Annotated in this window: 23 protein-coding genes; 18 read left to right on the top strand and 5 right to left on the bottom strand. The window is 66.2% G+C overall.

All coding sequences use genetic code 11. From position 1 onward, the window contains the following. The first annotated feature begins 30 nt into the window (after positions 1-30). From pgsA to recX, 13 genes are all read left to right on the top strand, one after another. Positions 31-693 carry a CDP-diacylglycerol--glycerol-3-phosphate 3-phosphatidyltransferase gene (gene pgsA / locus CBI38_RS17635; protein WP_109330778.1) on the top strand — a complete coding sequence of 221 codons (663 nt, stop codon included), beginning with the start codon at positions 31-33 and terminating at the stop codon, positions 691-693. Further along, positions 690-1190, top strand: coding sequence for a CinA family protein (locus tag CBI38_RS17630; protein WP_109330776.1), 501 nt, complete (start codon positions 690-692; stop codon positions 1188-1190). The genes pgsA and CBI38_RS17630 overlap by 4 nt, the downstream gene beginning before the upstream one ends. Before the next feature lie 70 nt (positions 1191-1260). Continuing rightward, positions 1261-1623, top strand: coding sequence for a helix-turn-helix domain-containing protein (locus CBI38_RS17625; protein WP_109330774.1), 363 nt, complete (start codon positions 1261-1263; stop codon positions 1621-1623). 155 nt (positions 1624-1778) lie between these two features. Beyond that, positions 1779-2597 carry a PspA/IM30 family protein gene (locus CBI38_RS17620; protein WP_109330772.1) on the top strand — a complete coding sequence of 273 codons (819 nt, stop codon included), beginning with the start codon at positions 1779-1781 and terminating at the stop codon, positions 2595-2597. 16 nt (positions 2598-2613) lie between these two features. Beyond that, positions 2614-3444 carry a phage shock envelope stress response protein PspM gene (gene pspM / locus CBI38_RS17615; protein ID WP_109330770.1) on the top strand — a complete coding sequence of 277 codons (831 nt, stop codon included), beginning with the start codon at positions 2614-2616 and terminating at the stop codon, positions 3442-3444. A gap of 204 nt (positions 3445-3648) precedes the next feature. Then, complete coding sequence (locus tag CBI38_RS38450; protein ID WP_204164765.1) at positions 3649-3825, top strand: hypothetical protein; 177 nt, start codon at positions 3649-3651, stop codon at positions 3823-3825. Positions 3826-3841: 16 nt separating this feature from the next. Beyond that, positions 3842-4558, top strand: a complete 717-nt coding sequence (locus CBI38_RS17605; RefSeq protein ID WP_109330766.1) for a PIG-L deacetylase family protein — start codon at positions 3842-3844, stop codon at positions 4556-4558. A 192-nt stretch (positions 4559-4750) separates the two neighbouring features. Beyond that, positions 4751-5374: a TetR/AcrR family transcriptional regulator gene (locus CBI38_RS17600; RefSeq protein WP_109330764.1), complete on the top strand. Its 624-nt coding sequence runs from the start codon at positions 4751-4753 to the stop codon at positions 5372-5374. Continuing rightward, positions 5371-6903, top strand: coding sequence for a glycerol-3-phosphate dehydrogenase/oxidase (locus CBI38_RS17595; RefSeq protein WP_230989876.1), 1533 nt, complete (start codon positions 5371-5373; stop codon positions 6901-6903). Before CBI38_RS17600 ends, CBI38_RS17595 begins: the two co-directional genes overlap by 4 nt. Positions 6904-6929: 26 nt before the next feature. After that, positions 6930-8078, top strand: coding sequence for a glycosyltransferase (locus CBI38_RS17590; protein ID WP_109335166.1), 1149 nt, complete (start codon positions 6930-6932; stop codon positions 8076-8078). A 35-nt stretch (positions 8079-8113) separates the two neighbouring features. Then, entirely contained in the window at positions 8114-8308 is a 195-nt protein-coding gene (locus CBI38_RS17585; RefSeq protein WP_109330762.1) for a DUF3046 domain-containing protein, read from the top strand. A gap of 200 nt (positions 8309-8508) precedes the next feature. Further along, on the top strand, positions 8509-9552 hold the full coding sequence (recA, locus tag CBI38_RS17580; RefSeq protein ID WP_109330760.1) for a recombinase RecA: 1044 nt from the start codon (positions 8509-8511) through the stop codon (positions 9550-9552). Between the two features lie 10 nt (positions 9553-9562). Beyond that, positions 9563-10078 (top strand): recombination regulator RecX, encoded by a 516-nt coding sequence (gene recX / locus CBI38_RS17575; RefSeq protein WP_230989875.1) that lies wholly within the window; start codon positions 9563-9565, stop codon positions 10076-10078. A gap of 61 nt (positions 10079-10139) precedes the next feature. Here the strand turns inward: recX and CBI38_RS17570 are convergent, their stop codons facing one another. The 4 genes from CBI38_RS17570 to CBI38_RS17555 form a co-directional block, all read right to left on the bottom strand. Beyond that, positions 10140-11042 carry an amino acid ABC transporter permease gene (locus CBI38_RS17570; protein WP_109330757.1) on the bottom strand — a complete coding sequence of 301 codons (903 nt, stop codon included), beginning with the start codon at positions 11040-11042 and terminating at the stop codon, positions 10140-10142. Then, positions 11039-11719 carry an amino acid ABC transporter permease gene (locus tag CBI38_RS17565; protein ID WP_109330755.1) on the bottom strand — a complete coding sequence of 227 codons (681 nt, stop codon included), beginning with the start codon at positions 11717-11719 and terminating at the stop codon, positions 11039-11041. The genes CBI38_RS17570 and CBI38_RS17565 overlap by 4 nt, the downstream gene beginning before the upstream one ends. A gap of 88 nt (positions 11720-11807) precedes the next feature. Then, a complete protein-coding gene (locus tag CBI38_RS17560; RefSeq protein WP_109330753.1) occupies positions 11808-12641 on the bottom strand; it encodes a glutamate ABC transporter substrate-binding protein in 834 nt (277 codons plus the stop codon). A gap of 88 nt (positions 12642-12729) precedes the next feature. Continuing rightward, positions 12730-13458, bottom strand: a complete 729-nt coding sequence (locus CBI38_RS17555) for an amino acid ABC transporter ATP-binding protein (protein ID WP_109335165.1) — start codon at positions 13456-13458, stop codon at positions 12730-12732. Between the two features lie 208 nt (positions 13459-13666). Between CBI38_RS17555 and miaB the strand changes: the two genes are divergently transcribed. Together miaB and CBI38_RS17545 are read left to right on the top strand one after the other, a co-directional pair. After that, positions 13667-15184 carry a tRNA (N6-isopentenyl adenosine(37)-C2)-methylthiotransferase MiaB gene (miaB, locus tag CBI38_RS17550; protein ID WP_109330751.1) on the top strand — a complete coding sequence of 506 codons (1518 nt, stop codon included), beginning with the start codon at positions 13667-13669 and terminating at the stop codon, positions 15182-15184. Beyond that, positions 15181-15786, top strand: coding sequence for an Rv2732c family membrane protein (locus CBI38_RS17545; RefSeq protein ID WP_109330749.1), 606 nt, complete (start codon positions 15181-15183; stop codon positions 15784-15786). Before miaB ends, CBI38_RS17545 begins: the two co-directional genes overlap by 4 nt. A gap of 18 nt (positions 15787-15804) precedes the next feature. Here CBI38_RS17545 and CBI38_RS17540 read toward each other — a convergent pair whose 3' ends face one another. Further along, positions 15805-17190: a DUF349 domain-containing protein gene (locus CBI38_RS17540; RefSeq protein ID WP_109330747.1), complete on the bottom strand. Its 1386-nt coding sequence runs from the start codon at positions 17188-17190 to the stop codon at positions 15805-15807. Between the two features lie 202 nt (positions 17191-17392). On the opposite strand from CBI38_RS17540, the gene CBI38_RS17535 reads away from it, so the two are divergent. From CBI38_RS17535 to CBI38_RS17525, 3 genes are read left to right on the top strand one after another with little or no spacing between them, the layout of a single operon-like run. Beyond that, a complete protein-coding gene (locus tag CBI38_RS17535) occupies positions 17393-18109 on the top strand; it encodes a class III extradiol dioxygenase subunit B-like domain-containing protein (protein WP_109335164.1) in 717 nt (238 codons plus the stop codon). After that, complete coding sequence (miaA, locus tag CBI38_RS17530; RefSeq protein ID WP_109330745.1) at positions 18106-19035, top strand: tRNA (adenosine(37)-N6)-dimethylallyltransferase MiaA; 930 nt, start codon at positions 18106-18108, stop codon at positions 19033-19035. Before CBI38_RS17535 ends, miaA begins: the two co-directional genes overlap by 4 nt. After that, positions 19032-19880, top strand: coding sequence for a TrmH family RNA methyltransferase (locus CBI38_RS17525; RefSeq protein ID WP_109330743.1), 849 nt, complete (start codon positions 19032-19034; stop codon positions 19878-19880). Before miaA ends, CBI38_RS17525 begins: the two co-directional genes overlap by 4 nt. Positions 19881-19913: the final 33 nt, after the last annotated feature.

Raw genomic sequence — 19913 nt, 5'->3', positions numbered from 1 at the left:
AGGGGCGCAGTTCGACGCCGTGGTGTGCCGATGAGTACGCAGCGTGAGGATCGGCCTGCGGCAGATGACCCGACGGCTGCGAACCCCGCTGTCGAGCCGGCGAGTGAGACGCAGGTGCCACTACTCAACATCGCCAACATTCTGACGATCCTGCGGATCTTGCTGGTGCCGGTCTTCCTGGTCGTACTGCTGATCGGCGACGGTCACGAGCTGGTGTGGCGGCTGGTGGCGACAGGCGTGTTCGCGGTGGCGGCCATCACGGACCGGATCGACGGTCAGCTGGCCCGCAAATACGGATTGGTCACCGATTTCGGCAAGCTCGCCGATCCGATCGCAGACAAGGCGCTGATCGGTGCCGCACTGGTCGGTCTCTCCGTGCTGGGCGATCTGCCCTGGTGGGTGACGGTCGTCATCGCGGTACGTGAACTGGGCATCACCCTGCTGCGGTTCGCCGTGTTGCGCCACGCCGTCATTCCGGCAGGCAGGGGAGGAAAGCTCAAGACACTCGTGCAGACGATCGCGATCGGTTTCTACCTCTTGCCCCTTCCCGACGCCTTCGATGTCGCCGGCTGGGTACTCATGGGCGCTGCCGTGGCGCTGACGGTGATCACCGGGCTCGACTATGTCGTCCAGGCCGTTCGTCTACGTGCCGGGGTCCACCGAGTCGAGATGAGGGCGGGTACCGGCGCATGACCGACCCGTTGACCCCGGGCACCCGCGTGGGCGAACTGGTGGATCTGCTGACCCGGCGCGGTGAGACGGTCGCGACTGCGGAATCACTGACGGCGGGACTTCTCGCGGCGACCATCGCGGGCGTCCCGGGCGCCAGCAAGATCCTCCGCGGCGGCCTCGTCGTCTATGCGACAAATCTGAAGGAGACCCTTGCAGGCGTGGATCCCGTCTCGCTGGCCGTGGACGGACCCGTTTCGGCGTCCACCGCTGCTGGACTTGCCGAGGCTGCACGTGTGCGCTGCACCGCCGATTGGGGGATCGGCCTGACCGGTGTCGCGGGCCCGGACACGCAGGACGGGCACCCCGTAGGCACGGTATTCCTGGGGATCTCCGGTGCCGGTGGGCACTCGGTGCTCGAACTGCGATTGGCGGGCGACAGATGGGGAATCCGTAAATCTGCGGTTTCTGCGGCCGTGTCGGAACTCCTCGATCGCGTGCAGGAAACATCCGCAGGCTAAGGTCGGGAACCAATCGGTCCTGTTCGCGCGTTGAGTAGGCGAGACAGGTGACGGATGAAGGAGGAGCGAGATGGCGCTGCTATTGCGTGAGGCAATCGGTGACAGTCTTCGGCGCACGCGCGTTTCGCAGAGCCGGACCCTGCGTGAGGTGTCGAACAGTGCGCGAGTGAGCCTCGGGTACCTGTCCGAGGTCGAGCGGGGGCGTAAAGAGGCCTCGAGCGAGCTTCTGGCGGCGATCTGCGATGCGTTGGAGGTTCCACTCTCCGATGTCCTCGTCGACGTCAGCGAGTCGCTGTCCGACCGATCGTCGGCCGGGCGTACCGCTGACGGAGCTTCGGCCGAGGTGTCCGCACGGGCCGGTTCGACGACCATCGCCCGCGACACGAGGGTCGTGATTCCCGCGCCGACGGCGCAGGCACTCGCTGCTGCGTAGCACCGCGCCCGCCGAACCGATAGATTTCACGTAACGCCGATCTCGTCTTCGGTGGTCAGACAGGCAGTCGGGGCGCAGCCCTTGTTCCGGTGCGTGACGGTCGCGCATCGGGTCGCGCATCGCGCGGCGCAACAGATGGAGGCAGGATCAAACCCATGGCTAATCCTTTCGTCAAGGGATGGAAGTACCTGATGGCGCTCTTCAATTCCAAGATCGATGAGAAGGCTGACCCCAAGGTTCAGATTCAGCAGGCGATCGAGGATGCGCAGCGTCAGCACCAGGCCCTTTCACAGCAGGCCGCGTCTGTCATCGGCAACCAGCGCCAGCTCGAGATGAAGCTGAGCCGTCAGCTCGACGAGGTCGAGAAGCTGAACGCCAATGCCCGGCAGGCCGTCAACCTGGCTGATCAGGCGCAAGCTGCCGGTGACACCGAGAAGGCGATCCAGTACACCAACGCCGCCGAGGCCTTCGCTGCTCAGCTGGTGACAGCAGAGCAGGGCGTCGAAGACCTCAAAGCTTTGCACGATCAGTCTCTCCAGGCCGCCGCGCAGGCAAAGAAGGCCGTGGAGCAGAACGCGATGGCACTGCAGTCCAAGGTTGCGGAACGCACCAAGCTGCTCAGTCAGCTCGAGCAGGCGAAGATGCAGGAGCGGGTCAGCGAGTCGCTGCGTTCGATGGACAGCACGCTGTCCGCGCCCGGCAATACACCCAGCCTCGACGCCGTGCGCGACAAGATCGAACGCCGCTACGCCGACGCACTGGGCTCCGCCGAACTCGCCCAGAACTCGGTCTCCGGTCGCATGATGGAAGTGCAGCAGGCCAGCATCCAGATGGCAGGCCACAGCCGCCTCGAGCAGATCCGCGCGTCGATGAAGGGTGATGCGCTCCCTTCCGGTGGGACCGCCGCCCCGGCTACCCCAGCCGCCAACCAGCAGCCTCCCGCCGCGGGCCAGACCGGCACTGCGGGTCAGTAGCCGAACACTGATCCCCATGAGTACCACCCGAGGTGGCCGACCCGGACGTGTCGTCCGGTCGGCCACTGTCGTATCCGGCCTCGTTGGAGTGCAGGGCGCCTTGCGGGACGCCGGTGAGTCGGTCGTCGAGGCTGCTCAGCGCTGGCGTGATCCGCGCGAACGCCTGTTACGGAAGAAGCGACGCGCTCGCCGGTGGGCGCAGCGCTACGGCATCATGTCCGGATCCTCGGCGACCGGTGCTGCGGGCCTCGCCCTCGCCGCTGCTCCCGAATGGTCGATGGTGATGGCCGGCGGCGGCGCGGTCGTGTTCGCGGTGCCGGCCGTGATGGCGCTGAACCGTTACCGGAAGCTCGGCGCAGTCGTGCCGCCGCCGGGCCGCCCTGACCGACGGCCCCTTCCGTCGCCCTCCTCGGCCGCCCGGGAGCCGATGGAGCGGCTCGTGCACAGCGAGCGCGCACTCCACGGAATTCTGGGGGTACTCAGTCGCTCGGCGGCGATCAGTCCGGATGACATCGAGGAGACCCACCGCACAGCGCGGTCCGCGGCGGCCGCTCTGCACGCGGTCGCCGTCGATATCGCGGAGATGGAGAGCGCCGCCGCCGGAAGCCGGGCAGCAGCGCCGTCGCTCCACCGGGCCATCGCGTCCGCCGCCGCCCAACTCGACGACGGCGTCGATCAATTCGAGGAATTGGTAGCTGCTGCCGCCGAAGTCACGGTTCCCGGCGCGTCCGGGGCGGTGGGCGGCTTGGCTACCGAACGTGCGGAGCTGGTGTCGGCTACCGAAAAGCTGGCCGGCCTCGCCGCGGCGCTCGGCGAGATCGACGACATCGTGCGCCGATACCGCTGAGCTCTGTCATGTCTTTCCCATGGCGTCATGACCGGCGCCGCCCGGGCTCGGGGGAGTGGGGGACAACCCTGAACTTTCCCTGATCTTTGCGATGACCTGGTGCTTTACGGGCAGCTACGTGCCAGGCTGGTGTGCGTACCCGACGAGTGGGGTCCATCGGATGTCGCGCAGGAATCGATCGGGGAGATGTGAGTGGAGGAAGTCATGTTCTGGAAAATCGTTCTCGCGATCGTGCTGATCTGGATCGCGCTGGCCGTCGTCGGTGCATTGATCGAGGGCCTGTTCTGGGTACTTGTCGTCGGTGCCGTCGTGTTCGGGGCATACCTCCTGTACAAGGCGATGTCCGGATCCGGCGAGAAGTCTGACATCACACGCCTCTGAGGTGCAGTCTCGAACCATGCAACCGGTACCTGAGGACTGGCATCGCGGGCTCGTCGTCGTCGCCCACCCCGATGACATCGAATACGGGGCGGCAGCGGCGATCGCCCGATGGACCGCGCAGGGCAAGGACATCCGATATGTGCTCGCGACCAGTGGCGAAGCCGGAATCGCGGGACTGCACCCTCGCGAATCGGGTCCCATCCGCGAGGAGGAGGAACGTCGCTCGGCGGCCGTCGTGGGGGTGTCCCAAGTGGAGTTTCTCGGCTACCCCGACGGGCGGCTCGTCGAGAGTCTGGATCTGCGCCGCGACCTCGCTGCGGCCATTCGGCGTCATCGCCCCGACATGGTGGTGACCGCACACTTCGGCGGTACCTGGGGACCCGGGCAGCCCAACAGTGCCGACCATCGAGCCCTCGGACGCAGTGTCCTCGATGCCGCAGCGGATGCCGCGAACGAGTGGATCTTCCCCGAACTGGGGGAGAGGGGACTGCCGCCGTGGCGCGGCGTGCGCTGGGTCGCGGTCAACACCATGCAACCCACTCATGCGGTCGACGTCACGGACACCGTCGATCGAGCCGTGTTGTCACTCACCGAGCATGCACGCTATCTCGAAGCGCTGTCCGACATCCCCGTGGGAAAACAGGCGCGCGCCCAGGTCGAGGCGGTCACCGCCCCACACCCCGGATTCGAAGCCGACCGCGCCGTCGGCTTCGACCTCTACTACTTCGAGTGACTCCATCTTCCTGAAGCGCTGTGGCGGGGCTGGCGGCGGCGATGCAAAACTCGGACCGTGACGGAAGCGTCTGGATTCCCGAACTTGCAGTCCCCGCCATCTACTGATGGCCGACGCCCACAGTCCCGAGTGCTGTTCGCTACTGCAGTGTGGAGGTGTGAACATCGCCGATACGTTACAGTGTTACACACGATGTCTATCCGTAATCCTCTGTCGCGTGACGACAGCACGCCGAGCGTCGACGACGCCATTCTCGACGCAGCACGTTCCTGCATCCTCGACTTCGGGTTGCGCAGAACCACCCTGGCCGAGGTCGCACGCCGGGCGGGGGTCAGCCGACCGACGGTCTACCGCCGTTGGGCGGACACCCGGGCGGTGGTCGCCGACCTCATGACGCGCGAGATCGCCGACCTCACCCCGGCATTCACACTCGCCGAGCCGGTTTTCGACCAACTCGTCGACGCTGTCGTCGACGTCTCCGCGGCGGTGCGACACCATCCACTTTTCGTCAAGATTCTGCGCTCGGATCAGGACCTCTTCACGACGTATGTCCTCGAGCGCCTGGGAACCAGCCAGAAAGCGATCATCGACCGGGTGGCACTCGCCGTGGTTGCCGGCCAGCGACAGAACTCCGTGCGCGCCGGCGACAGTCGCCACATCGCCACCATGGTGCTGCTCATCGCACAGTCCGCGGTCCAGTCAGCGGCAATGGTCGCCGAGGAACTACCCGACGATGCGCTTACCGAAGAGCTGCGCCGGGCGATCGGTGCCTATCTTGAACCACGGAACCACGAGAGCGCTGGAGGACTTCGGTGACCGACGGAATTGCGTCTCACTCCTCGGCGCTCCATGCCGACCGCAGGACGCGCGAACTGCACCAGCTGGCAGACGACGGGCGCATCGACGTACTCGTGATCGGTGGCGGCGTGACCGGCGCCGGTGTGGCCCTCGATGCCGCGACGCGGGGGTTGAATGTCGTGCTCGTCGAGAAACGCGACCTCGCGTTCGGAACCAGCAGGTGGAGTTCCAAGCTCGTACACGGGGGATTGCGCTACCTGGCGTCGGGCAACGTCGGTATCGCACGTGAAAGTGCGATCGAACGGGGGATTCTGATGACCCGGACGGCCCCGCACCTCGTCCGGGCACTGCCGCAGCTGGTTCCCGTCCTCGACTCCACCACCGTGTTCGGCAAGACCCTGGTTCGCGCGGGTTTCCTCGCGGGCGACATCTTGCGCGCCGGGGCACACACGTCGCCGACCGTCCTGCCGAGGTCGCGGACGGTGCGTCCCGACCGTGTGGCCGAGCTCGCCCCAGCAGTGCGCAGGCAGGGGTTGCGAGGCGGTCTCATCGCGTTCGACGGCCAGCTCGTCGACGACGCCCGACTCGTGATCGGTCTCGCCCGTACGGCGGCGATGCACGGCGCGAAAATTCTCACACGGACGGGCGCGTACAAGGTGACCGGCACGTCGGCCACACTGCGTGACGAGTTGACCGGGTCGGAAATGGTAATCGAGGCGCGCACGGTGATCAACGCGGCGGGGGTCTGGTCGGGGGAGATCGACCCCGACATCAGTCTCAGGCCGAGTCGTGGCACGCACCTCGTGTTGTCCGCAGGCCGCCTCGGCAATCCCACCGCCGCGCTGACCGTGCCGATCCCGGGGGCGTCCAATCGTTTCGTCTTCGCGTTGCCGGCCCAATTGGGAAGGGTGTACCTGGGTTTGACGGACGAGGCAGCACCGGGGCCTGTGCCCGACATCCCGGCCGCGTCCGAGGAGGAGATCGACTTCCTGCTGGCCACGGTCAACACTGCTTTGGAGAACCCGCTGGGACGCTCCGATGTTCTGGGTACCTTCGCAGGTCTGCGCCCCCTCCTCCACACCGGCGACGGCTCGACGGCCGACCTGTCTCGCAACCACGCGGTCCTGCATTCCAGCACGGGACTCGTCAGCGTGGTCGGTGGCAAACTGACCACCTACCGCAAGATGGCGGAAGACGCGGTCGACGCCGTCGTCGAGCTCGCAGGACTGCCGGCGGGTCCCTGCCGCACTCGCGCACTGCCGCTCGTCGGTACGGCCTCCCCGGACGCCCTGCGGAACGTGGTCGCGCCGCCGTCGCTGATCGCCCGCTACGGGACCGAAGCCGCGCTCGTCGCCGCCGACCCGGCCATGCTGGCGCCGATTGCGGACGGGTTGGACGTCAGCCGTGCCGAACTCGACTTCGGGGTCTCGCACGAGGGCGCGCTCGACGTGGATGATCTCCTCGACCGGCGTACCCGGATCGGGCTCGTCGCCGCCGACCGGGCGCGGGCGCTGGGCGCTGCCGAATCGGCGTTCGAGACTCGGTGACGACGGCCGTGTGACACCCTGTGCTCGTGCGAGTCGCTGTGGTCGCCGGGCCGGATCCCGGACATGCCTTTCCTGCCCTTGCCTTGTGCCTGGCATTCATCGAGGCGGGCGACGAACCGGTCCTGTTCACCGGCACCCGCTGGATCGAGCCGGCACGGGCAGCCGGAGTGCCCACCGAATTGCTGAAGGGCCTGGCACCACGGCCCATCGACGACGATCTCGACGCAGGTGCGCGCATCCACGGACGGGCCGCGCACATCTCCACCGAACTCCTGCCCGACCTGCGCGCGATGAACCCTGACCTGGTGGTCTCCGACATCCTCACCGCGGGCGGTGGAATGGCCGCCGAGCGGTTGGGAATCCCCTGGATCGAACTGTCACCGCATCCGCTCTACGCACCGTCGAAGGGATTGCCGCCGATAGGTAGTGGTCTCGCTCCCGGTACCGGTGTCCGCGGCCGGATTCGCGACACGCTCATGCGGGCCGCGACGGCACGATCGATCCGGCAGGGTGAGCGGCAGCGTGCGCAGGCGCGCGTCAGTGTCGGGCTGCCGAGCAAGGACCCGGGGCCCGTGCGCCGACTTGTCGCCACCCTCCCTGCGCTCGAGGTTCCGCGACCCGATTGGCCTGCGGAAACGTATGTGGTCGGCCCGCTGTTGTGGGAACCGACCGACGAGGTGCTACCGGTCCCCGAGGGCAGTGATCCGCTGGTCATGGTTGCGCCGTCCACCGCCTTCACCGGCGCCGAAGGCATGCTCGAGACCACCCTCAGCGGACTCGAGGGAGCCGGAGTACGGGTGATCGCCTCGATTCTGGAGGGAGCGCCGACGACGGTCCCGGCCTGGGCGCGCGCCGGGCTCGGACGGCAGGATGTCATGCTGCAGCAGGCCGACGTCGTCGTCTGCGGGGGTGGCCACGGGATGCTCGCAAAGGCGCTGCTTACAGGAGTCCCGGTGGTGGTGGTGCCCGGAGGCGGCGATCAATGGGAACTGGCCAACCGTGCCGTCCGGCAGGGGAGCGCCGTCATGGTTCGACCACCGAGCCCGGATGCTCTTCGTGCCGCGGTGGAACAGGTGCTGTCCCACGCGGCATTCGCCGAGGCGGCACAGCGGGCCGCGAAAACCATCGCCGAAGTCGATGATCCCGTCGTAGTGTGCCGTGGAGCGCTGCGATGACAACCCGCGCCGCGCGCGTCCGCTAGCGTGGAAACGTGCGACTGACCGAATTCCACCAACTGGTCCGCGACGAGTTCGGACAGATGCGCGGCGACGCACTGCTCGTCGACCACGTCCTCCTCGGCCTCGGTGGCAAAACCGCCGCCGAAGCCATCGAGGAAGGCCGCGAACCACGGGAAGTGTGGCGAGAACTCTGCGCCGAATTCGACGTCCCCCCGCAGCGTAGATGAGCGGCACCGCCGCGGCGTAGATGAGCTGCACCGCTGCCTGATCAGGCGGCCGGCAATCTGGGCGGCGTGTCGGACCCCCGATCGCGACAATCGAACACACGTTCCCCTATGCTGGAGATGTTCGGTGGTCACGGTTCTTGTCGGTACCTGGATCTAACCTGACCGCAGAGCACAGACGAACTCGAGAATGGGGACCGACGATGGCACCACAAGCACACGATCGCGACAAGGCGCTCGACCTGGCGCTTGCGCAGATCGACAAGAACTTCGGCAAGGGCTCGGTGATGCGCCTGGGCGAAGGTGTGCGTCAGCCCATCGCTGTCATCCCGACCGGTTCCATCGCGTTGGACGTGGCCCTCGGCATCGGCGGCCTGCCCCGTGGCCGAGTCATCGAGATCTACGGCCCGGAGTCGTCGGGTAAGACGACGGTCGCTCTGCATGCGGTCGCCAATGCCCAGGCTGCCGGCGGCATCGCCGCGTTCATCGACGCCGAGCACGCTCTCGATCCCGACTATGCCCAGAAGCTCGGTGTCGACACCGATGCCCTGCTGGTGTCGCAGCCCGACACCGGTGAGCAGGCACTCGAAATCGCCGACATGCTGATCCGTTCCGGCGCCCTCGACATTCTCGTGATCGACTCGGTGGCGGCGCTCGTCCCCCGTGCCGAGATCGAAGGCGAAATGGGCGACAGCCACGTGGGTTTGCAGGCCCGTCTGATGAGCCAGGCGCTGCGCAAGATGACTGGTGCGCTCAGCAATTCGGGCACCACCGCCATCTTCATCAACCAGCTGCGTGAGAAGATCGGCGTCATGTTCGGTTCCCCCGAAACGACCACGGGCGGTAAAGCGCTGAAGTTCTACTCCTCGGTGCGCCTGGATGTTCGGCGTATCGAGACCCTCAAGGACGGCACGGACGCGGTCGGTAACCGCACGCGCGTCAAGGTCGTCAAGAACAAGGTGGCCCCGCCGTTCAAGCAGGCAGAGTTCGACATCCTCTACGGGCTCGGAATCAGCAAGGAAGGCTCGCTGATCGACATGGGCGTCGAGCACGGGTTCATCCGCAAGTCCGGATCCTGGTACACGTACGAAGGCGACCAGTTGGGGCAGGGTAAAGAAAATGCCCGAAAGTTCTTGCTGGAGAACACCGACATCCGGGACGAGATCGAGAAGAAGATCAAGGAAAAGCTTGGGATCGGGGCCGACGTGACCGCTGTGACGGACGACGCTGCCCCGGTCGACTTCTAGGGAAGCGACCGTGCGTCCGACGGGCGAAGGTGGGACGGAGACGCAGGCCAAGGAATTGTGCCTGCGTCTCCTCACGGATCGTGCCCGAAGCAGAGCGGAACTGTCCGAGCGGCTCGCGAAGAAGGGCTACTCGGCCGATATCTCCGAACGTGTACTCGATCGCCTCAGCGAAGTCGGATTGGTCAATGACGCCGACTTCGCCCAGCAGTGGGTCCAGTCGCGGCACACCTACTCCGGCAAAGGCAAGCGGGCGCTTGCCATGGAATTGCGCCGCAAAGGCATCGGCCAGGAGCACGCCAGCGAGGCGCTCGCACAGATCGACAGCGAAGACGAACGCGAACGGGCCACAGAACTGGTCGCGAAGAAGCTGCGGACGCTTTCGGTCGACGACCGCGACCGGGCAGTTCGACGCCTCGTGTCGATGCTTGCCCGCCGGGGCTTTTCACAGGGAATGGCATTCGAGGTGGTCAAAGAACAGCTCGATCACCTCGGCGACGACACCGACGGAATGTTCGACGACGGGTGAGCCCCGCAGCATTCCGGGAGTAGCGGCAGGGTGGGACGGCGTTCCGCCCTGCCGCTCCACATCACAGTCTCTTGTCGGTAATGTCCAGTCCCGGAACCGAGACCGCAGGGACGACCCCGATGTCCGCAGGGGGGATCGCTCCACCCTTGCGGCCGGAACGCAGTCGCTTCTCCACTCGGGTCGCCACCACGGTCAGTGTCGAGTTGAGCGCAATCATGATGATGGCCACGACGATCAACGCGGGCAGGTAGTTGCCGTAGAAGGCGCCGAGTTGCTGCCCCGAGCGCACCACCTCCACGTACCCGATGAGGTAACCGAGGGCGGAGTCCTTCAAAGCCACCACCATCTGCGAGATGATGGCCGGCAGCATCGCGGTGACGGCCTGCGGAAGAAGGATCGTCCGCATGATTTGGCCTTTGCGCATACCCAGGGCCATCGCCGCCTCACTTTGCCCCTTGGGGAGTGATTTGATCCCTGCGCGCACGATTTCGGCGATCACCGAACCGTTGTAGAGAGTGAGACCCACGATGACGGCGGCGAGGGCCAGATACTTCGACTTGAAGACCTCGTATTCGGCGAAGAGCTGGTACGAGAAGATCATCAGAATCAGCACCGGGATGGAACGGAAAAGTTCCACGATCCCGCCGGCAATCCACCGAATCGGCCGATGATCCGACAGTCGGCCGATACCGAGAATCGCGCCGAGAATCAACGCGAACACGATCGACACGGCTGCAGCCACGAGCGTTCCGCGGATGCCGGGAATCAGATACGTGGTCCACGACGTCGACTCGACGAAGGGATTCCACTTCGCGGACGTCAGCTGTCCCTTGTCGTCGAGCGCTGCGAAGACGAGGTAACCGATGCCGAGGAGGACGACGGCCACCGCCACGGAGATCAAGCGGTAGGTGTTCCGCGCGCGGGGTCCGGGGGCGTCGTAGAGGACAGTGGCGGAATTGCTCATCGTGCAACCTCGAATCGCTTGCTCAGGTAGCCGAACAAAAGGCCCATTGGCAGTGTGAGAACCACGAATCCGAGGGCGAAGATGCCACCGACGACGAAGATTGCGGCCTCGTTCTCGATCATCTCCTTCATGAGAAGTGACGCCTCGGCGACGCCGATCACCGAGGCGATCGTGGTGTTCTTGGTCAAGGCGATGAGGACGCTACCCAGGGGCGCGGTCACGGCGCGGAAAGCCTGGGGCAGCACGATCAGGCGCAGATTCTGGGAGAACGTGAGGCCGAGTGATCGTCCGGCCTCGGCCTGCCCGACGTGCACGGTGTTGATACCGGACCGGAGTGACTCACAGACGAAGGCTGCGGTGTAGATGCTCAAACCCAGAACGGCGAGACGAAAGTTGTTCTCGGTGAAGAAAGTCGGTGACTGTTCGGGGGCGAGAGTGACGCCCATCGTCTGAAAGAGCCCGAACGAACAGAAGATGATGATGAGCGTCAGGGGAGTGTTCCGGAAGATTGTCACGTACGCGGCGCCGACGCCGCGTGCGACGGGAATCGGCGACACCCGCATCGCGGCGAGGATGGTGCCGAGTATCAGCGCGCCGATGGCCGAGAAGGCGGTGAGTTGCACCGTCGTCCAGAAGGCGTCGATCAGCTGATCGCTGTACTTGCTCAGTAGGTCCACTTACCGTCTCCCGAGATCCCGGTGGTTGGAGTCGAACCGTGTCGGACGGCCCGCCGAAGCGAGGCCGTCCGACACGGAGAGAAAATACTCAGTAACGATCGACGGTCGGCGGTGCAGGCAGCGGGTAGCCGGAAGCTCCGACGGTGTCGTTGAATGCGGTCTGCCACGAACCGTCCGCGATCATCGCGTCGATGGCGTCGTTGATCTTGCCGCGGGTTTCGTCGTCGCCCTTGGCGAGGCCGATCCCGTACCGCTCCTCGGTGAAGGGTTCACCGACCACCTTCAGCTCACCCGGGTACTGGGCGGCGTAACCGGCCAGGATGATGTCGTCGGTGGTCACGGCGTCGACCGCGCCGTTACGCAGGGCCTCGACACAGGCGGAGTAGGTGTCGAACTCCTGCAGCTGCACATCCTGGGCGTACTGGTCCTTGACCTTCTGCGCGGGAGTGGAACCGGTGACCGAGCACAGCTTCTTTCCACCACGCAGCGAATCGGGGCCCGTGATGTCGGTGTTCTCCGACTTCACCAGAAGTGACTGTCCGGCAATGAAGTATGGTCCCGCAAAGTCGACCTTTTCCTTGCGGGCGTCCGTGATCGAGTAGGTGGCGACGATGTAGTCGACCTCACCGTTCTGGATAAGGGTCTCGCGCTGTGCGGACGGCGACTCCTTGAACTCGATGTTCTCGGGTGCGACGCCCAGCTTGCCGGCCACGTATTCGGCCACCTCGACGTCGAAGCCGCTGAAGCTTCCGTCGGGGTTACGCTGTCCGAGACCGGGCTGGTCGAACTTGATGCCCACGGTCAACTTGCCCTCGGATGCACTCTGGGAAGCGCTCTTCTCCTCACCTCCGCCGCAGCCGGACGCGACGACGGCGACCGCCATGACGCCGATTCCCCAACGAATCGCGCGATTGATCCTCATCGAGTTCCTCTCCATAGAAATAACGGGTTGAGACAGGGCAGTCCACCGAAGCCCGCGAGCGGATGACCGCCCGCGGCCCTCGACTGGATCAGTGGCTGAGAATCTTGCCGAGAAAGTCCTTCGCGCGCTCCGATTCGGGAGCGGTGAAGAAGGTGCTGGGATCGGAGTCTTCGACGATCTGGCCGTCGGCCATGAACAGGACGCGATCACCGGCCTTGCGGGCGAACCCCATCTCGTGGGTGACCACGAGCATCGTCATGCCTTCCTTTGCGAGCGAGGTCATGACGTCGAGGACCTCGTTGACCATTTCGGGGTCGAGTGCGGAGGTGGGCTCGTCGAACAGCATCACCTTCGGATTCATGGCGAGGGCACGCGCTATCGCTACGCGCTGCTGCTGTCCACCCGACAGCTGAGCGGGGTACTTGTCCGCCTGATTCGCAATACCGACCCGTTCGAGCAGTTGGCGAGCGGTGGCCTTCGCATCCGCGGTGCTCTTCTTCCGGACCTTCATCGGAGCGAGCATCACGTTCTCGAGAATTGTCTTGTGGGCGAACAGGTTGAAGGATTGGAACACCATGCCCACGTCGGCGCGGAGCGCTGCCAGAGCCTTGCCCTCGGCGGGCAGGACCTTGCCGTCCACTGCGATGACCCCGGAGTCGATCGGCTCCAGGCGGTTGATGGTGCGGCAGAGCGTCGACTTCCCGGAACCTGAGGGTCCGAGGACGATCACGACCTGCCCGCGCGGAACTTCGAGGTCGATGTCCTGAAGAACATGGAGGGCGCCGAAGTGCTTGTTCACCGATTGCATCGAGATCATGGACGTGGCCGCACCCGTCGGGGGTGTCGGCGTCGCGTCGTCGGCTTGCGTCATAGTCGAAGACCCTATGTGGTGGAAGCGGCAGTCTCGACATTTACTCCGAGAATCCTCGGGATGTCACGGAAACTTTACTGCCGGGTGCCGACGGGGTGTCGTGGTGCACAGCGGCCCCGACGAGGCGATTTGTCGAGGCCCGTACCCTGGGAACGTGGACACGATCGACCAGAACTCTCAGCGCAGCTACGAGGTGCGCACCTACGGCTGCCAGATGAACGTGCACGACTCCGAGCGCCTGTCGGGTCTGCTCGAGGACGCCGGGTACACCAAGGCGGCCACCGGGCAGACGCCCGACCTCGTGGTGTTCAACACGTGCGCGGTGCGCGAGAACGCCGACAACAAGCTGTACGGCAATCTGAGTCATCTCGCGCCTGCGAAGGAGAAGAACCCCGACATGCAGATCGCGGTCGGTGGTTGCCTGGCCCAGAAGGACCGCGATGTCGTCGTGAAGAAGGCGCCGTGGGTGGACGTCGTGTTCGGAACCCACAACATCGGGTCGCTGCCTGCGCTGCTGGACCGGGCGCGTCACAACCAGCGAGCCGAGGTCGAGATCCTCGACGCCCTCGAGGCGTTCCCGTCCACGCTGCCCGCGAAGCGAGAGTCGGCGTATGCCGGGTGGGTGTCCATCTCGGTGGGCTGCAACAACACCTGCACGTTCTGCATCGTGCCCGCCCTTCGTGGCAAGGAAGTCGACCGCAGGCTCGGCGACATTCTCGCCGAGGTTCAGGCTCTCGTGAACGAGGGCGTCCTCGAAGTGACCCTCCTCGGCCAGAACGTCAACGCCTATGGCGTGTCCTTCGCCGACCCGGAGCAGCCGCGCGATCGGGGGGCGTTCGCCTCACTGCTGCGCGCATGTGGCGAGATCGACGGACTCGAGCGAATCCGGTTCACGTCGCCGCACCCGGCCGAATTCACCGACGACGTCATCGAGGCCATGGCGGAAACTCCGGCGGTCTGCCCGCAACTGCACATGCCGCTGCAGTCCGGCTCCGACCGCGTGCTGAAGGCGATGCGGCGTTCGTACCGGACGACGCGGTTTCTGGGCATCATCGAGAAGGTCCGCACTGCGATGCCGCACGCGGCGATCACCACCGACATCATCGTCGGTTTCCCCGGTGAGACCGAGGAAGACTTTCAAGGCACACTCGACGTCGTCCGGCAGGCCCGGTTCACCAGTGCCTTCACCTTCCAGTACTCCAAGCGTCCGGGCACGCCCGCCGCCGACATGGAGGGTCAGCTCCCCAAAGCTGTTGTTCAGGAACGGTACGAGCGTCTCATTGCGCTTCAGGAGGAGATCACGCTCGAGGAGAATCGGAAGCTGGTCGGTGCCGAGGTGGAACTCCTCGTCGCTGCCGGTGAGGGTCGCAAGAACGCGGAAACGTTACGGATGAGCGGACGCGCCCGCGACGGCAGGCTCGTCCATTTCCGTCCCGAGGGCAACATCGACGGCAACATCCGGCCCGGCGATGTCGTCACCCTGGTGGTGAGCGCGGCGGCCCCGCACCACCTGGTCGCCGACACCCCGGTCCTCACCCACCGTCGCACCCGCGCCGGTGACTCCTTCGAGAAGGGCGTCACGCCCAAGACTCCGCCTATCGGTGTCGGGCTCGGACTCCCGCAGATCGGTGCACCGGCACCACTACCCGCTCAGATGGGATGCAGCGCATGACCTCCTCGCACGACGACGATCGCACCAGCGGGGACAACGGTCCGAGCGGCGGGAGCGATCCGATCGAGAGCTATCTGAAAGATTTCGACGCGGCCGAGAAGAAGGTCGCCGGTGAGATCGACCCGGGAGTGCGGGCGCTGGTCGTCGCGATCGCTGTCGTGATTCTGCTGGGGTCCCTGACCTTGCCGCATTCCGGTGTCGCGAACGGCTGGGAGGTGTTGGTCTACGGGGACGATGCCCGCGCAGAAGTCATCACTTTGCCGTCGCGACTGTTCGTCTGGTTCGAAGTGGTGTTCGGCGTCGTCGCGTCGATGCTGGCGCTGATCACGCGCCGTTGGGCACTGGCCTGGGTTGCGCTCGCGGGAACGGCCGTGTCGATCGTCTTCGGGATGCTCGCCATCTGGACCCGTCAGACTCCGGCGCCGGGTGTCGAGGCGGCGGGTCCGGGTATCGGCCTGATCATCGGCTGGCTGACCGTGATCGTACTGACCTTCCACTGGCTGAAAGTCGTGTGGAGCAGGACGGCGTTGCAGCTGGCCGCAGAAGAGGAACGCCGCGCCGCTGCCGCCGAAGCGGAGCGACGCGGCGACTGGAACGTCTGACGACGCCGTTCTCGGGACTTACTGTCCGCTGACGGCGCCCTCCGCGGCCTCGGCCCATTCACGCCACTGCTGCGCCTGAGCGAGTGCGCTTTCGGCGTCCTTGGTCTTACCGGCCGCGGTCGCCTTGGCGGCCTGTTCCTCGAACTGGCTGACGCGTTCGCGGAACTGCGCTGCCCGGGCGAGAGCCTCCGGATCGGTGCGTCGCCACTGTTCGTCGGCGGCGTCGCGCACGCGCTTCTCGATGGCCCGCAACTTGCCCTCGAGGTCGTGCATCCGCTCGCGGGGCACCTTGCCGATGGCATCCCACTTCTCCTGCAAGTCGCGTAGTGCGGCTCGGGCAGCGTCGATGTCCTTGGTGGGATCGATGTGTCCGGCGGACTTCAGCAGCTCCTCCTTCGCGACCGCATTCTCCTCGAACTCGGCGTCGCGTTCGGAGGATGCGGCGTTGCGCGCGGCGAAGAACATGTCCTGAGCGCCCTTGAACCGCTTCCACAGTGCGTCATCGGCTTCGCGAGGAGCGCGGCCGGCGGCCTTCCATTCGGCGAGGAGATCACGGAACGCCCCGGCGGTGGGTCCCCAATCGGTGGAGTCGGCAAGGGCTTCGGCGCGGGCGACGAGCTCTTCCTTCTTCGTCTTCGCCGCCGCACGTTCGCGATCGAGTTCGGCGAAGTGCGCGCCGCGGCGTCGGTTGAATGCCTCGCGCGCCTTGGAGTAACGCTTCCACAGCGCATCGTCGACCTTCCGGTCGATTCCGCGAATGGTTTTCCACTCTTCCAGGATTTCGCGGAGGCGATCACCCGCGGCCTTCCACTGCGTGGATTCCGCGCCGATCCGCTCGGCCTCGGAGGCCAGCTCCTCCTTGCGTTCGGTATGTGCCTGCCGCGACTTTTCCTTCTCGTGCTTCGCGTGCGCGGCGGCTTCGTCCGAGCCGGCGATGACGGCATCGAGTCGGGCAGCGAGCGATTCGATGTCACCGATCACCGCTGCGGTCGGCAACGACTCGGCGAGGGCGATCGCCGCGGCCTTGGTCTTCTTCGCGTCTCCGGCTCCGGAGTTGAGCCGGGCCTCGAGGAGGGCTACCTCGGTGGCGAGGTCGTCGAACCGCCGACCGAAATGGGCCAGCCCCTCGGCAGCGTCACCGGCCTGCCACGAACCGATCTGCCGTTCACCGTCGGCGGTCTTGACCCACGCGGTGCCGTCGTCGTCCACCCGGCCGAACTTGCTGGGGTCGCTCCCGGGTGGGGCTGCGACGGCGGGGGCGGAGAGTGCATGCTTCGGCGTGGGGCCCGGTTTGGGTGCACCCGGTTTCGCGGCGCCGCCCGGTTTAGGGACACTCGGCTTCGGCGTGTCGTGCTGCTCGGCGGCAGGCTCCACGGCGGGCTGTGCGTCGCTACTGTCGGTCATCGCTTCCTCATCTCTGCCGCGCGTCACGGCTGCCTGAACGCATTACCGGCTCCATACCGACCCGGCAGGGCTGGTTCCATTGAACCCGGTACGGGGTCTGGGGACTATTGAATCAGGTCAGACGGGCACCGTTGGTACCGAACGAGTGCAGGCGCCGAATCGGATGTCGGGTCCGTTCGGGCGGTCGACTAGCGTGACGCGTGTGTTCACCGCCGCAATTCTCGTGCCCTCACCACCGCTTCTGGTCCCTGAACTGGCGGGCGCGGCGGCAGCAGAGACGGCATCGTTGAGGGACGCGGTGGCGGTGGCCGCCAAGGCGTTGTCGGCGCTCTCCTCCGAGTGGGTTGCGGTAGGTGCGGGCGCCACCACCGTCGATGTACCTTCCGAGGCGCAGGGCACGTACCTGGGCTACGGGGTCGACGTCCGGGTCACGCTGCGGCCCGGACACGCCGAGAATCCGGACCCGGAGCTACCTCTTGCGGCACTGACAGCCGGATGGATACGCGGAACCTGGGCGCCGGACGCGGTGGTCGACGCCCGCATATTGGCCGCCGACCTGCCGGTCGAGCGGTGCGCCGAGTACGGCGCGGCACTGCGGGAGTTCCTCGACCGAGACGACGAGCCCCGCGGCCTCATGATTGTCGCGGACGGGGCCAACACCCTGACCGCGAAGGCGCCCGGTGCGTTCGACCCGCGAGCGGAGGGAGTACAGGCCCGAGTCGATGCGGCGCTCGAGTCGGGCGACCGCGACGCTCTTCTCGCCCTCGAACCGGGGCTGTGCAACCAACTGGGGCTCGGTGGACGGGTTCCGTGGCAGGTGCTCGCCGGCGTGTTCGACGCGCCCCCTTCCTCGTGCCGGACGCTCTACAGCGCGGCGCCGTATGGAGTGGCGTATCACGTGGGGGAGTGGCGTCCATGACGTCGCCGGTTCCAGTAGCGGTCGTCGGGCCCACGGCCACCGGGAAATCGGAGCTTGCCCTCGACCTTGCCGAACGGTGGGGCGGGGAGATCGTCAACATCGACGCGATGCAGCTCTATCGCGGCATGGACATCGGGACCGCGAAACTGGCACCCCACGAGCGACGCGGCATCGTGCACCACCAACTCGACGTGCTCGACGTGACCGAGACCGCCACGGTGGCGAACTACCAACGGGCTGCGGTCCGTGACGTGGAGGCGATCGCGGCGCGCGGCGCCGTCCCCATCATCGTCGGCGGATCGATGATGTATGTGCAGTCCCTGCTCGACGAGTGGAGCTTCCCGGCCACCGACCCTTCGGTGCGCGCCCGGTGGGAAGCCGTCCTCGCCGAGCACGGTGTCGCCGCAGTACATGCGGAGCTGAGCAGGGTGGATCCTGATGCCGCCGCATCCATCCTTCCGACCGACGGCAGACGTCTGGTGCGGGCCCTCGAGGTCGTCGAAATTACCGGTCGGCCGTTCGCGGCGTCTGCGCCCCGCATCGGTGAACCACGCTGGGGCACAAGAATTGTCGGTGTCGACCGGGACACCGCGGAACTCGATCAACGCATCGGACTCCGGACCGAGCTGATGTTCGATCGCGGTCTCGTGGAGGAGGTGCGCGGTCTGATCGACGTGGGCCTGCGGGAAGGGGTGACCGCGCCGCGCGCCATCGGCTACGCACAGGTACTCGCGTGGATCGACGGGAAGTACGACTTGGACGAGGCCCGGGAGCGCACGTTCATCGGGACTCGTCGCTATGTGCGCCGTCAGCGGTCGTGGTTCCGCCGGGACACGCGTATCCGCTGGGTCGACGGCAGCGATCCACACCTCGCCGACACGACCGTCCGAATGCTGCAACAACCGCCGACACCGGGAGAACGATGAGCCGCACGCCGTCCGGACGGAACCGCCCGCCCTCGAATCTCCTGGTCACCGCCCGCAATGCCCGCTTCCAGCAGTGGCAGTCCTACCTCACCAACCGCAGCAAACGCTCGAAAGCGGGCCGCTTCCTGATTCAGGGTGTGCGCCCCCTCACGCTGGCGCTCGACTACGAGTGGCCGATCGAATCGCTGCTGTACCGCATCGACGGCCCACCCCTGTCGGAGTGGGCCCGCGACGTACGCGGCGCCCGGTCGATCGAACAGATCGGTGTCAGTGCCGAACTGATGGGGGAGTTGGGCGAGAAGGCCGACACCGCCCCGGAACTGATCGCCGTGGCGAAGATCCGCGCACCGCGACTGAAAGATCTGGAGCTGCAGGCGAGTCCGCTGATCGTGGTCTTCGACCGGCCGAGCTCGCCGGGCAACCTCGGCACCCTTGTCCGGTCCGCCAACGCATTCGGTGCCGACGCGGTAATCGTGGTGGGCCACGGCGCCGACCCGTTCGACCCGCAGAGCGTGCGCGCCTCCACCGGTTCGCTCTTCGCGATGCCGGTCGTCACCGTGTCCTCCGTCGACGACGTCCTCGCCTTCCGGGACACACGTCGAGCGGCCGGCACCGATCTGCACATCGTGGGAACGGACGAGACAGGTTCCGTCACGATCGACGCCCACGACTTCACCGGAGGCACGGTTCTGGTGATCGGCAACGAGACTCGTGGCATGAGCGCCGCGTGGCGAGCGGCCTGCGACACCGTGGTCAACATTCCCATCGGCGGCGCCGCCAGTTCGCTCGGTGCACCTTCGGCCGGTGCCGTTGCCCTCTATGAGATCGCCCGGCAGCGACGATGAGCGGCCGCGGACAAGCGCGGTCCGGGTGGGCGC

The organism is Rhodococcus oxybenzonivorans (assembly GCF_003130705.1).
Lineage (GTDB): Bacteria > Actinomycetota > Actinomycetes > Mycobacteriales > Mycobacteriaceae > Rhodococcus_F > Rhodococcus_F oxybenzonivorans.
This window is presented reverse-complemented; position numbering and strand designations above follow the sequence as displayed.

What these genes read in the sequence shown, in the direction of transcription:
- CBI38_RS17555 (WP_109335165.1), bottom strand. Translation starts at nt 13,458, where the DNA reads ATGATCTCGATGCAATCGGTGAACAAGCACTTCGGCGCCCTCCATGTT.
- miaA (WP_109330745.1), top strand. Translation starts at nt 18,106, where the DNA reads ATGACGTCGCCGGTTCCAGTAGCGGTCGTCGGGCCCACGGCCACCGGG.
- CBI38_RS17625 (WP_109330774.1), top strand. Translation starts at nt 1,261, where the DNA reads ATGGCGCTGCTATTGCGTGAGGCAATCGGTGACAGTCTTCGGCGCACG.
- pgsA (WP_109330778.1), top strand. Translation starts at nt 31, where the DNA reads ATGAGTACGCAGCGTGAGGATCGGCCTGCGGCAGATGACCCGACGGCT.
- CBI38_RS17620 (WP_109330772.1), top strand. Translation starts at nt 1,779, where the DNA reads ATGGCTAATCCTTTCGTCAAGGGATGGAAGTACCTGATGGCGCTCTTC.
- CBI38_RS17600 (WP_109330764.1), top strand. Translation starts at nt 4,751, where the DNA reads ATGTCTATCCGTAATCCTCTGTCGCGTGACGACAGCACGCCGAGCGTC.
- CBI38_RS17605 (WP_109330766.1), top strand. Translation starts at nt 3,842, where the DNA reads ATGCAACCGGTACCTGAGGACTGGCATCGCGGGCTCGTCGTCGTCGCC.
- CBI38_RS38450 (WP_204164765.1), top strand. Translation starts at nt 3,649, where the DNA reads ATGTTCTGGAAAATCGTTCTCGCGATCGTGCTGATCTGGATCGCGCTG.
- pspM (WP_109330770.1), top strand. Translation starts at nt 2,614, where the DNA reads ATGAGTACCACCCGAGGTGGCCGACCCGGACGTGTCGTCCGGTCGGCC.
- CBI38_RS17545 (WP_109330749.1), top strand. Translation starts at nt 15,181, where the DNA reads ATGACCTCCTCGCACGACGACGATCGCACCAGCGGGGACAACGGTCCG.
- CBI38_RS17630 (WP_109330776.1), top strand. Translation starts at nt 690, where the DNA reads ATGACCGACCCGTTGACCCCGGGCACCCGCGTGGGCGAACTGGTGGAT.
- CBI38_RS17525 (WP_109330743.1), top strand. Translation starts at nt 19,032, where the DNA reads ATGAGCCGCACGCCGTCCGGACGGAACCGCCCGCCCTCGAATCTCCTG.
- recA (WP_109330760.1), top strand. Translation starts at nt 8,509, where the DNA reads ATGGCACCACAAGCACACGATCGCGACAAGGCGCTCGACCTGGCGCTT.
- CBI38_RS17560 (WP_109330753.1), bottom strand. Translation starts at nt 12,641, where the DNA reads ATGAGGATCAATCGCGCGATTCGTTGGGGAATCGGCGTCATGGCGGTC.
- CBI38_RS17540 (WP_109330747.1), bottom strand. Translation starts at nt 17,190, where the DNA reads ATGACCGACAGTAGCGACGCACAGCCCGCCGTGGAGCCTGCCGCCGAG.
- CBI38_RS17570 (WP_109330757.1), bottom strand. Translation starts at nt 11,042, where the DNA reads ATGAGCAATTCCGCCACTGTCCTCTACGACGCCCCCGGACCCCGCGCG.